This window comes from Methanolobus mangrovi (genome assembly GCF_031312535.1).
GTDB classification, from domain to species: domain Archaea; phylum Halobacteriota; class Methanosarcinia; order Methanosarcinales; family Methanosarcinaceae; genus Methanolobus; species Methanolobus mangrovi.
Map to the genome: position 1 here is coordinate 1,103,861 of NZ_CP133594.1, position 13,076 is coordinate 1,116,936.

A 13,076-nucleotide genomic window follows, 5' to 3' on the forward strand; every position below is an offset into this window, starting at 1 on the left:
TGACTTCAAGCCTTTATTTTCCGGTACTGTATAATACCAGCCTTGCCCACATTTTTCACATTCTGCATGACCAGTTCTTTTGTCCAGCCCAGCATTCTATCACACCATCTGTTGGGATGCGCAAGTATACATATCTGGTCCACTTCTTCTTTACTGATAAGGCTTATAACATCATTTGTACTTTTTATCGTTTTGCCATATCTAACACTTAATCCATTATCCGGAGATTCAAGAACATCCTTCACGCGTATGTTCCGGTCAGCCCATGTTCTGCCGGTATCAGTGAGATAGAGGACTTTTGAGTAATCTATAGAGAAATATGGCTCCCCTATGATTCCAAAATCTCTGAAGTCGTGATCTTTCCACATGTCCCTATTGGACCATGATGCAAGAGGATTTCCATGCATACATGCAGTGGTTACATCAGCATATTGACGCAAGTCCTCAAGTTCCTCTTTGAATATTTCAAGAGCTAAACGGACGTCTCCTTTGGCCTTGTCCATGACCTCGTAATGGAAACCAACTTCATGCCCCAGCTCAGCCACTTCCCGAATCGCAGCAGGAATGAAAACATCCCTGACATGCCTGAAGTAATACGTTGATCTGATACCAAACTCCGCCTCAAGCCGGGCCATTGCAAGATTTCGCTCCACAGCACGATCCACATCATGACGCATGATTATACATTTGCCCATAGGGGATGTAAGATAGTCGTGAATAGGTGTTGTGTCATAGTTAGTTAAAAGAATGGCTTCAATCAATTCCCTGTATTTGGATAATGTAAAATCTCTCAAATCAGTACCTCGGTTGGCGATTGACAAATCGTAGCCAATCATTATACTTAATGACCATCAAAAACTCCCATTTATGGCATCATAGCCAATTAATGTTATAATCGAAATATAATTAAACTATGCTATATAAAGTTAGCACCCGGATGCAAAAATGATAATGATGATAGGCCTGGTCAACTATATATAACAGTTTAATGATTCGAATTATAGGTAAAAAAATGCTGGATCAAAATAAAAACATAATAATTATCCTTATAGTACTTGCACTTTTCACCGGAGCGACCATCGAGCTCAGTGAGGGTTCCACAACCATGGGCATAGTGCTCTTCATTGTAGCTGCATTGCTAATGTCAAGAATGACTCTCACAAGTAATGAAGGATTGAAAAGCTCGAGGAACTATTTGATAATAGGCGGCTTCATTGCAGCTGCAGACCTCATATATAATTATGTCAACAAAAGTGATATCGGAACCCTTGACTCAATGGTCTTTTTCCTTGGTGTTTCACTCATGGCAATGGGAACTAACAAAAAGGACATTAAACAGATGGGAGAATTGGGTTTCTACATATCCTCTGTGTTCACAGTACTATATCTGATTTTCTACTCATTATTTGGATTCTTTAACATTGACTTCCTGCATCTTTTTGACCATTACTTCGTCCTTATGCCCACAGTTGCCCTGATAAAATCCTTCGGCATCCCGGTGGAGATTATAGCCATCGAGACAGTTATCCTCTATGGAGCAGTACCCATGACCATAGTCATAGGAGGACCATGCTCTGGCCTTTACTCCATGTTCTTGCTCATAGGCATAGTGGCAGGATATTCAAGGATCGAACGAATGAATATCAATCAATCTTCAAGACTTCTGGGACTGGCAGTATTGATCGCATACCTTGCAAATCTTGTCAGAGTAGTGATACTGTACATCACAGCATACCTTTATGGCATGGATATTATGATGATGGTCCACACACACATAGGTTGGATTATCTTCGCCCTGACCGCAGGCGGCATAATGTACATTATGAACAGGAAGAAATGAAAAACATATGAAGAACGCATCTAGCGTTCTATCAACCTTTTTTTGAATATTTTTGTGGCTACAAGAATAGTAACTATCAGGCCACCCATATACACAAAAGTGATACCGAATACAAGAAGGAACTTGAAATCCTTCAGTATGAATGTAATGGCCACAATGATGCCAAAAAGAACCACAGAGTAGGAAACAAAGCTGAATATCAGTGCTTTTTGCCAGTCCATAAGACTTGTGTAAAGATAATTTATCTCAGAGAACATGATAGTACCTCAATTCAGTTCTACTCCCTCAACAGCCTTTAAACGCTGCGAAATATCCGGTTTTGCTTCAAACAGGGATAGATGGACATCATAAAGTGAATTCACCTTAACTGGATTCATTGCAAAAAGGTGAACATGGCCGGGATTGAAATATTCAACAGAATTCAGATTAATGTCATTATGGACCCTCTTCAGGGCTGAAGTAAGATACTGTTTGCTCCCCAATGCCTTAGCAGCCATTATATCTGAATATAAGGTTGAATCCACCGATCCAAGATATACGACCAGCGAAGCTGGGAACATTACAAGACCCATTGCGACAAACCGTATGAACTTTGGTGCAGGATCGTCCTCCTGTCCGAAACCTCCAAGCAGAGACATCCACATGGCGATCGTGGAGAAAGAAGCAATGATACCCGCAACAAAGGCCACAAAAGTGTTATGGGACACATTTCCCTCGGAGATGCGAGCCACCTCACGTGCGAGCATGGCTTCCAATTCATTATTACTTAAAAGCTCCAGAAGCCCATAGGACATTACAATGTTATATTTTTTATTAGAGCCTACTGTAAAGATGATTGGGGTCGATGAATCAAAGATATTAAGCTTAGGGCATTTAACGGAAAAGTTCTCTGAAAGGTACTTCAACATTTGGTGTGCATCTACGTATTCCCCTGGAGACATATATTCACACCTGTACAACCTCATCATTATTTTGGAAGCTGAAAGGTAGATCTGCCTGCTTAACAGATACAGAATAAGCAAGCTTACCAATCCAGCAGTGACACCTCCAAAATAGAATATCAGAGATACTATGGGCAGGGAGATTATGATAAACAGAAAATATATCCACACCTTATTTTTAATAGAGAACCCTCTTTTTATTTTAGTTGAAATGTGCCTGATTTAAGAAGCTGTAATATTATAGAACCCTATACTTATATATTTTAGCAAATAATTACACTCAGTTCATAAATAATTCATTATATATTAATCACCCTACAAGGATCTCGTGAACAGATGTTCGGCTCTAATAAATGCGCGTATACCCAGGATCTTAAACTATTATTGGTTGCGTCGTTACTATCGGTTGTATTCATACTCATTCCACCGTTTAACGAGATAGCACTGGTAAGGATACTCTTTGCCCTATTGATCATATTTTTCATACCCGGATATGCATTTATATCAGCCTTGTTCCCGAGTAACAAGGAAATTTCAGGAATAGAACGATTTACCCTGAGTGTTGGTTTCAGTATTGTGATTATGGTCTTTGATGGATTTATTGTCAGCCTCACAGAATGGAAATTCAGACCAAATTCAATAACGTTATCGCTTGTCATTCTTACGGCAATCTTCATCATACTTATATATATTTCCAGAAAACGCCTTCCTGAAAATGAACAATTCAGCTTTTCATACAGTGCTTTTATCCAGTCACTGAATTCTGACGATGAGGTCCATACAGAAGTTGAAGAAACAAAATATCAAAGCACAGAAATGGATAAGAGATTCTCTGCAAGTAATCGAAAAAAGATATCTTCGGTACGTAAAAAAAACCGCACAACCCCAACAGAACCCAATACAAACAGAATCCCCCCCGAGATCACAAAAGCACTCATGATAGCAATGGTGCTTTCCATAATTATTGCAGGTGCTATGTTTGCCTATGCAAAAGCAACCAGGGAAAAAGAAAGTTTTACTGCACTATATATACTAGGACCTGATGGAAAGGCTGAGAATTATCCAGAGAATTTCTCCACATCAAATCCTATCCACATAATTGCAGGCATAGAAAACTACGAACATGCTGATGTCAACTACATACTACAGGCAAAACTGGATGGTAGTGTGCTGGACGAAATCGAAGTAACACTTGGACATGAAGATAAGTGGGAACAGGAACTTGTACTGACACCTACAAAATTCAAGCAGGGAAGGCAGAAACTCGAGTTTGCTCTTTACAAAGAAGAAATTGGATATTTCGCATACAGGTCAGTACATCTATGGGTAACTCAGGAAATAAGTACGGAAACTATTGATACAACAGATTCCAAAATAATAAACTTTATAGAAATGGAAAACCCTTCAATGGAATCTGATGGCGGTTGGACATTCATATCTAGTAATGAAACATCAGTAATAGGTAATTACCTGAATGAATCAGGCATCTACACATCCAGGGCATTTATTATCAACAATACTTTTGAAGGGTATTGGGGACAAGGAGGTTATGAGCAGTACTATCTACAGCAGGAGATATACAGTAACATAACAGAAGATGTGTTGCTTTCAGTTTATCTAAAGGATAACTACACAGGAGGAACTTCTGGTGAGGATGAATACCAGTTCAAGAGAGTTACACTCAATAATCTAATAGTATGGTCAGATGGCATAAATGGCGATGAAGGGTGGCAACATGTAGTAGTACCTGTTACCATACTAGAAGGGAAGAACACGCTAACATTTGCCCTAGCACAGAATCGTAACATGAATCTTAAAGCTGTCGAGTTTTCCATAGATGAAGTGAGTTTCATGCCGATTTCATCTATATCCCCATACATGAAGGAAGATAACACTGTTGAATTTGATCTTCCAGTATCAAAAGTACTCCAGCTCCCACAAAGTGTGAACGAAAACAAGTTTGTAGTCAGTTGGAACGGAACCGATAAAGGTTCTGGCATTTATTATTATAATATAGATTACAGCACAGATGGCATTAACTGGAAGAGATGGTTAAGCAAAACTACATCAATCTCAGCAGAATTCGAAGGAGAAATGGGTAAGACGTACTACTTCAAATCAAGAGCTGTTGATAATGTCCTTAATGAAGAAATGGAGCACCCTCTTGCTGATGCCAGTATAAAATTAGATAGTACAACACCACAAATAGAACTTGACATCACGCCAAACCCCACTAGTAGTACCACATATCTTACAGTAGAATCAAACAAACCTCTGATGGAAGTTAAATGCTTAATAACACCACACACTTTTGGCGAAGCAGAATATATAAAACTTTCAACTAGCGACAACATAAAGTGGACTGCTAAATACACCGTGAAATTAGAAGATGATTATGACGTAGAAATCTCTGCAAAAGACAACGCCAACAACACAGCTTACACATTTGGCACTATATACACAGACATATCTGCGGAAGAACTATCAATAAATATCGATCCTGAAAAAACATCTGATGATGTAGAGATTAGCATTATCCCATCTATTGCCTTAAAGGAAGAACCACACGTAACAGTAACAGATGTATACGGACACTATTTAGATGTGAACCTTAAAAGTTCATCTGGCAATAAATACGTATATACAGTCGTGATGGATGATATTATGAAGGATGGGGTAGCACGTGTGACTGTAACTGCAAAGACAGTGAATTCCCATAGCTTATATGAAACAGATACATTCATTATTGATAGGGTAGAACCTACCATTAAGAGTTTCAACCCTAGTGATGGAGAGAACGTGAATACAAACAGCCCAGCAATCATAGCTTTGTTTTTTGATGATCGTTCAGGGATTGATAAAAGTAAGATCGTCCTTCGGATTAATGGAATAGATGTAACGAAAGATAGCGAAATTACCGAGATAGATTATGTATCTATAACTTATCCTACAAGTGGACTTGTCAATGGTGAAGTAGAAGTGTACCTGAGTGTTACAGATGAGGCAGGAAACACCAAGATAAAAGAATGGAGTTTTCACGTAATCTCATAAGTAACTCATAATTATGAGGATAACCATATAACGACATTTGCAAATGTTTATATAGAAAGATGCTACATTGAAACAATATTAGACAATAATTATTAGTTAGACAATAATTATTAGAAGGTGGTACGAAAATGAAGAAATTAATAATACTAGCTATAGCCATGATTGCAATGATTGCAATGATTGGGACTGCAAGTGCATATCAAGCAGTTTTCTATGACGAAACTGGAAATGTTGTAAATCTTGAAAATCCATTGCAATTGAAACCAGGTGCATCAATAACCCTAAGTTATTATGCAAGCGGGATATCAGATAATGACGTAAATGATGATTTCTATTACAAGATAATTAAAAGTAATGTGTCGTTAGAATCACCAGTACCTGCTTCCGACAACGATATCGAGGTAATATTGAATAACGTAAAGTTCAACCCTGCTGGGGCAAATGCATACATGGACATTGGCGCTGTAACAATAAAAGTAAAGGATACAGCACCCGAAAAAGCATTGTATACTGTAGAAGTAGGTGCAGGAAATCCAGATGGTACCAACATCCCCTCGAGTGCAATAACAGAATTCCAAACTGTTTCAAAATCAGTTCAGCTTATCCCAGAATTCCCAACAATTGCACTCCCAGTAGCTGCAATACTCGGCCTTGCATTCTTCATGCAGCGCCGTAAGGAAGAGTAAGTTAACTAACTTACTCCAATCTTTTTTTATTCTTTGTTCTAATTCTCAAATTCTTTTTCTTACTCTAACACTTATATTCTTTTAACCCCATACTTTCCTGAATAACATCAGAAGATGATCATCATGGAAGAATTAATCACTAAATTGTCAAATGCCCATGGCATATCCGGTAGCGAAGGGAATATCAGGACCATCCTCGAAGAAGAGCTAAAGCCATATGTGGATGAGATGAGAGTAGACAAGATGGGCAATCTCATCGCCGTCAAAAAAGGAGAAGGACCTTCCATAATGCTTGCAGCACACATGGATGAGATCGGACTGATGGTCAAATACGTTGATGACAATGGATTCCTTAAGTTTGTGAAGATTGGTGGATGGTATGACCCAACACTGCACAGCCAGAGGGTTGTTGTCCATACAACAAAGGGACCTATTCCGGGAGTAATTGGATCAAAGCCACCACATGTCATGAAGGAAGAAGACAGGAAAAAGCCTCCAAAAGCAGAGGATATGTTCATTGATGTTGGTGCTAAGGACAAGGAAGATGCCACAAATATGGGAATCATCATAGGAACCCCTGTTTCCATGGACCGTGAGGTCAAGAAGCTTGCAAACGGCAAGATAACAGGAAAGGCATTTGACAACAGAGCAGGTTGTGCCATAGTCATCGATGCTATGAAGCAGATAGCAGAACTGGACATTAAAGCAACCGTTTATGCTGTAGGCACAGTGCAGGAAGAAGTTGGCCTTAAGGGTGCACGCACATCAGCATTCGGGCTCAACCCCGACATTGCAATAGCAATTGATACAACCATACCAGGAGATCACCCGGGTATCAGTAAGAATGAGTCTGTACTTGACATCGGTAAAGGTGGAGCTATAACCATAGCTGATGCAGCAGGCAGAGGCATAATAGCTTCACCACAAGTAGTCAAATGGCTTGTGGAAACAGCAGAGAAGAACGAGATCCCATACCAGACAGATGTTGGAGATGGCGGTACAACTGATGCAACGGCCATTCATCTTACAAGAGAGGGCATTCCATCCACAGTCCTGAGTGTTGCAACAAGGTATATACACTCACCTGTAGAAGTTCTGGACCTTGCAGACCTGAAGCACTGCTCAAACCTCGTGGCAAAGGCAGTTCTCAGTGTCAACGACTATTTCTAAGCAGGGAAGGATTTTTTTCCCTTACTTTTTTTTGATAGGTTATCAGATCAGTAAAACCACCACGTAACCGTCTCTTTTCACTTCCCGGATGTGAATTTATTTCCAATCATTCAAAAAAGACATTATACTACGAACTGAGCATCAGGAAAATAACATGGCATCCTCATGACGAATCATGATAAATTAATCGTTATACATATATAGCACTTCAGTGTACTTCCCTAAGCTGCTACTAAGTAGCAGACAAATATTGTGAGGGATTGTATTATTCGAAAATGTCCGGTTTTTAGACACAACTCTTAGAGATGGCGAACAGACACCAGGTGTAGCACTTACCAGCGAGGATAAGGTAACTATTGCTACAAAGCTTGATGAACTTGGCGTAAATGTAATAGAAGCAGGCTCAGCCATCACCTCAGAAGGTGAGCGCGAATCCATAAGAGCCGTGGTTGCCGAAGGACTGAACGCAGAGATATGCAGCTACTGCAGGATCATGAAGCCAGATGTAGACTATGCACTGGCATGTGATGTGGATTCCATTCACCTTGTAGCTCCCGTATCAGACCTTCATATCAATGTAAAGCTTAAGAAAGACAGGGAAACCGTAAAGCAGATGGCTGTAGACGTAACAGAATACGCAAAGGAACACGGCCTCATTGTAGAACTCAGCGGAGAAGATGCTTCAAGGGCAGACATTGATTTCCTGAAGTCACTATACAATGACGGAGTAGAAGCAGGAGCTGACAGATTATGCTTCTGTGATACCGTAGGATTACTTGTCCCAGAGAAGACAGAAGTCGTCTTCAGCGACATATGCTCTGCAGTAAAGGCACCGGTCAGCATCCACTGCCATAATGACTTTGGTCTTGGAACAGCCAACACCATTGCAGCCTTAAAGGCAGGCGCGCAACAAGCCCATGTAACGATAAACGGCATTGGCGAAAGAGCTGGTAACACGGCCCTGGAAGAAGTTGTGATGACCATCGAATGGCTATACAAATGTAAGACCGGAATCAATACAAAAGAGATCTTCAAGACCTCTAGGCTTGTAAGCAGGCTCACAGGACTACCTGTGGCACCAAATAAATCACTTATCGGCGGCAATGCATTTACCCATGAGGCTGGCATCCACGTGCATGGACTGCTGGCAGATACAAGCACATATGAACCTATTAACCCTGAGGTGCTTGGCAGGGAAAGAAAGATCGTGCTTGGAAAACATGCAGGCAAAAGTTCGGTTACACTGGCAGTCAAAGAAATGGGATTCGAAGTCGATGACCCACAGCTCCATGAAATTCTCAACCGCGTCAAGGAACTTGGAGACCACGGAAAGAAAGTCACCGATGCAGACCTGCAAGCAATCACCGAAACAGTGCTCGATATCCAGAGAGATGTAAGAGTCGCCCTTGAAGAGTTCACGGTCGTATCAGGTAACAAAGTAACCCCAACCGCTTCTGTCAAACTTATGGTTGACGGAAAAGAAGTTGTGGAGGCAGCTACCGGAGACGGACCTGTGGATGCAACACTTGCAAGTATCAAAAAGGGTATATCAGGCATTGCAGATGTGCAGCTTGAAGAATATCACGTAGATGCTATCAGTGGAGGAACCGATGCTCTTGTAGAAGTATTGGTGAAACTCTCAAAGAACGGAAAGATGGTAACATCCAGAGGATCACGCACAGATATAGTCATGGCTTCTGTGGAAGCAGTCCTTAATGGAATAAACCGCCTTATCTGAAGTGTCAGATTGTCAGAAACTTTTAAGATAGATACTGGCAATTTACACGCAGATTTGATTTGAAAATTTGATTTACCAGTTTAACTACCAATTTAACTAATATTTAGAGGTTTTATATGACTGAATCGACGGAAAAAATGACAGGTGCAAGAGCCTTCATCGAGTGCCTGTACAGAGAAGGTGTTGATACCATCTTCGGGTATCCGGGAGGCGTACTGCTCCCCATATACGATGAACTTTATGATGCGGATATCCGTCATATACTAGTCCGCCACGAACAGGCTGCAGTCCACGGAGCAGAAGGGTATGCAAGAGCTACCGGAAAGACAGGAGTCTGCCTGGCAACTTCAGGACCCGGGGCAACAAACCTTGTAACAGGCATTGCAAATGCATACATGGATTCCATACCAATGGTAGTCTTTACCGGACAGGTACCAAGTAGCCTTCTTGGAAATGACGCTTTCCAGGAAGCGAATATTACCGGCATCACAATGCCAATTACCAAGCATAATTACCTTGTACAGGATGCAAACGACCTTCCAAGAATAATCAAAGAAGCATTCCATATAGCATCCACCGGCAGACAGGGACCTGTACTCATAGACCTTCCAAAGGATATCACTGTTCAGGAAATTGATTTCTATTACCCTGACAAAGTAAATCTGAGAGGATACAAACCCACATATCAGGGCAATCTCCAGCAGATAAAAAAAGCAGCTTCAGAGATAGGAAGATCAAAGAATCCGGTCATATATGCAGGTGGCGGAGTCATCAGTTCAGAAGCAAGCAAAGAACTTCGTGAATTTGCAGAGAAGATCAACGCGCCTGTAACAACAACCCTTACAGGCATGGGCGGGTTCCCCGTGGAACACCCACTGTTTTTGGGAATGCCCGGTATGCATGGAACCAAGTATGCCAACTATGCCATTCAGGAATCAGACCTTTTGATCGCAGTAGGAGCAAGGTTCGATGACAGGGTCACAGGCAAGCTCAAGGCATTTGCATCAAATGCGAAGATAATCCACATCGACATCGACCCTGCAGAGATATCAAAGAATGTAAAGGTCGATATACCAATTGTCGGAGATGCAAAGTGGATACTGCAAAAGCTTTTGAAATACGCATCACCATCACAATCCGAAGCATGGATCAAAAGGATAGACCACTGGAAGAAAGACAATCCTCTCTACTATGTAGAACCTGCAACTGGTGATGGAATCAAACCCCAGTACATCATCGAGCAGATAAGCGAAGCATGCAAGGATGCAATCATAGTTACAGAAGTAGGACAGCACCAGATGTGGGCTGCCCAGTACTTCAGGTTCAGCGAACCAAGGACCTTTATCACATCCGGAGGACTTGGAACCATGGGTTACGGATTCCCTGCATCCATCGGTGCCAAAATTGCAAGACCTGATAAAATAGTCTTTGACATTGCAGGTGACGGTTCATTCCAGATGAACTCACAGGAACTTGCAACGGCAGTTCAGGAAAATGTGCCTGTAATAGTAGCGATTTTCAATAACGGCTACCTTGGAATGGTCAGGCAATGGCAGGAACTGTTCCATGACAAAAGATATTCCTCAACCTGTATACAGAACAGCGTTGACTTTGTAAAACTTGCAGAAGCCTACGGTGCACTGGGACTTCGAGCCACCAAACGTGAAGAAGTACGCCCAGCAATTGAGGAGGCCATCGCATCAGGAAGACCTACTGTAATTGACTTCATTGTCGAATGCGAAGAGAATGTCTCACCGATGGTACCGGCAGGTGCTGCAATTAACGAAATACTTGATCTGGAGAAGAAAGAATGAGACATACACTTGCAGTTCTGGTTGAGAACAAATACGGAGTACTCTCAAGAGTCGCAGGCATGTTCTCAAGAAGAGGTTACAATATCGACAGCCTTACAGTAGGAGTTACTGACGACCCAACCATTTCCCGCATGACTATCGTAGTAATGGGAGATGATGATGTCCTTGAGCAGGTCATGAAACAGCTCAACAAACTCATTGATGTCATCAGAGTCAGTGATCTTAAATCAGAAGAGTCTGTTGACAGGGAACTGGCCCTCATAAAGGTTAACTCTGAAGTAGCCAACCGTTCCGAGATAATGCAGATTGCAGACATATTCCGTGCCCGCATCATAGATGTTGGTTCAAAGTCCATGATAATTGAAGTTACAGGTGACGAAGGCAAGATAACTGCTATTGAGCAGCTACTAAAGCCATTTGGGATCAAGGAAATGGTAAGGACCGGAAAAGTTGCCCTGCGAAGAGGACAGAAGAATTCTTAATTATTCAAGCACTTATAGATATTTCAATTAAAGAGGTACATAAAATGGCAGAAATGTATTATGATAACGATGCAGACCTTAACTTACTGAAAGGTAAAAAGATCGCAGTGATGGGTTACGGAAGCCAGGGACATGCACAGGCACAGAACCTGCATGATTCAGGACTTGATGTGACCGTCGGCCTTAGAGAAGGCAGCAGACGCTGGAAACAGGCAGAAGAAGATGGACTTAAGGTCATGACAGTTGCAGATGCAGCAAAGATGGCCGATGTCATCCAGATACTTCTTCCTGATGAAGTACAATCACAGGTTTACTACAGCGAGATCGAGCCAGGACTTGAAGCAGGCAATGCAATTGTATTCTCACACGGATTCAATATCCACTACAACCAGATCATCCCACAGAAGGACATCGATGTATACATGGTAGCTCCAAAAAGCCCAGGCCACCTCGTCAGAAGGACCTACAGGGACGGAGCAGGCGTACCCGGACTTATCGCAGTCTATCAGGACGCAACAGGCAACGCAAAGAACCTTGCCCTTGCACACGCAATGGGAGTAGGATGTACACGTGCCGGAGTATATGAGACATCATTCCGTGAGGAAACCGAGACTGATCTTTTCGGAGAACAGGTAGACCTCTGTGGTGGAGTAGCTTCCCTTATTAAGACTTCATTCGAAGTACTTGTTGAAGCTGGTTACCAGCCGGAAATGGCATACTTTGAGACATGCCACGAACTGAAACTCATCGTTGACCTTATCCACGAGGGCGGCCTTGACAAGATGTGGTACTCAGTATCCAACACTGCAGAATACGGTGGAATGACAGTTGGTCCTAAAGTCATCAACGAGCTTTCCAGAGAAGCCATGTACGAAGCACTTGAGAGAATACAGAACGGAGAGTTCGCTCGCGAGTTCGTACTTGAGGGCAAGGCAAACAGACCAGTCCTTACTGCAATGGAAAGACAGGACAGGGAACACCCTCTCGAAGTCATCGGTAAGCAGATCAGAGCTAAGATGCCCTGGCTTAACAGTGAATTGAACGAAAAGTAGACCATCTGGTCTACACAATCTTTTTTTATTATTTAATGGATTAGAATATTCGCAGTATCCACTTCTTAATTAGAATGAATTGAGCAATCTTTCATTAAGCTTGTATCTTTCATCTTTAATATCCGCTATCTCACACTCAATTCTGCCCTTTTGACGTATCAGTTCCACTTTTTCGTCTACATTGGTAGTATTTTCTATGCCCTCAATAATAATATCTAATTCATCTTCCAGAGCCATGAGTTCATAACCTAACCTAGTTGCCCTTTTACCGAGTTCATTAATATCTTCGTCCATCGTAGCCC

12 protein-coding genes are annotated in these 13,076 nt (G+C 41.7%); 8 read left to right on the plus strand and 4 right to left on the minus strand.

The features are described from left to right. Positions 1-5 precede the first annotated feature (5 nt). A complete protein-coding gene (locus RE476_RS05310; protein ID WP_309309365.1) occupies positions 6-794 on the minus strand; it encodes a polysaccharide deacetylase family protein in 789 nt (262 codons plus the stop codon). A 218-nt stretch (positions 795-1,012) separates the two neighbouring features. Between RE476_RS05310 and artC the strand changes: the two genes are divergently transcribed. Then, positions 1,013-1,840, plus strand: a complete 828-nt coding sequence (gene artC, locus RE476_RS05315) for an archaeosortase C (protein ID WP_309309366.1) — start codon at positions 1,013-1,015, stop codon at positions 1,838-1,840. A 20-nt stretch (positions 1,841-1,860) separates the two neighbouring features. Here artC and RE476_RS05320 read toward each other — a convergent pair whose 3' ends face one another. Together RE476_RS05320 and RE476_RS05325 are read right to left on the minus strand one after the other, a co-directional pair. Next, the gene (locus RE476_RS05320; protein ID WP_309309367.1) at positions 1,861-2,097 is read right to left on the minus strand and encodes a hypothetical protein; all 237 of its coding nucleotides are present in this window, start codon (positions 2,095-2,097) and stop codon (positions 1,861-1,863) included. Between the two features lie 9 nt (positions 2,098-2,106). Beyond that, positions 2,107-2,781: a M48 family metallopeptidase gene (locus RE476_RS05325; protein WP_309309368.1), complete on the minus strand. Its 675-nt coding sequence runs from the start codon at positions 2,779-2,781 to the stop codon at positions 2,107-2,109. 336 nt (positions 2,782-3,117) lie between these two features. Here RE476_RS05325 and RE476_RS05330 point away from each other — a divergent pair, with 336 nt between their 5' ends. The 7 genes from RE476_RS05330 to ilvC all read left to right on the plus strand — a co-directional run bounded on the left by RE476_RS05330 (position 3,118) and on the right by ilvC (position 12,774). Continuing rightward, positions 3,118-5,832 (plus strand): DUF1616 domain-containing protein, encoded by a 2,715-nt coding sequence (locus tag RE476_RS05330; RefSeq protein WP_309309369.1) that lies wholly within the window; start codon positions 3,118-3,120, stop codon positions 5,830-5,832. Between the two features lie 128 nt (positions 5,833-5,960). Then, a complete protein-coding gene (locus RE476_RS05335; protein WP_309309370.1) occupies positions 5,961-6,518 on the plus strand; it encodes a PEF-CTERM sorting domain-containing protein in 558 nt (185 codons plus the stop codon). Between the two features lie 123 nt (positions 6,519-6,641). Then, a complete protein-coding gene (locus RE476_RS05340; RefSeq protein WP_309309371.1) occupies positions 6,642-7,688 on the plus strand; it encodes a M42 family metallopeptidase in 1,047 nt (348 codons plus the stop codon). Between the two features lie 259 nt (positions 7,689-7,947). Continuing rightward, positions 7,948-9,426 (plus strand): (R)-citramalate synthase, encoded by a 1,479-nt coding sequence (locus tag RE476_RS05345; RefSeq protein WP_309309557.1) that lies wholly within the window; start codon positions 7,948-7,950, stop codon positions 9,424-9,426. Positions 9,427-9,542: 116 nt separating this feature from the next. Continuing rightward, positions 9,543-11,240, plus strand: a complete 1,698-nt coding sequence (locus tag RE476_RS05350) for an acetolactate synthase large subunit (RefSeq protein ID WP_309309372.1) — start codon at positions 9,543-9,545, stop codon at positions 11,238-11,240. Further along, positions 11,237-11,722 (plus strand): acetolactate synthase small subunit, encoded by a 486-nt coding sequence (ilvN, locus tag RE476_RS05355; RefSeq protein ID WP_309309373.1) that lies wholly within the window; start codon positions 11,237-11,239, stop codon positions 11,720-11,722. The genes RE476_RS05350 and ilvN overlap by 4 nt, the downstream gene beginning before the upstream one ends. A gap of 44 nt (positions 11,723-11,766) precedes the next feature. Then, positions 11,767-12,774, plus strand: coding sequence for a ketol-acid reductoisomerase (gene ilvC, locus RE476_RS05360; RefSeq protein WP_309309374.1), 1,008 nt, complete (start codon positions 11,767-11,769; stop codon positions 12,772-12,774). Positions 12,775-12,843: 69 nt separating this feature from the next. Here the strand turns inward: ilvC and RE476_RS05365 are convergent, their stop codons facing one another. After that, a complete protein-coding gene (locus RE476_RS05365; protein WP_309309375.1) occupies positions 12,844-13,068 on the minus strand; it encodes a hypothetical protein in 225 nt (74 codons plus the stop codon). Positions 13,069-13,076: the final 8 nt, after the last annotated feature.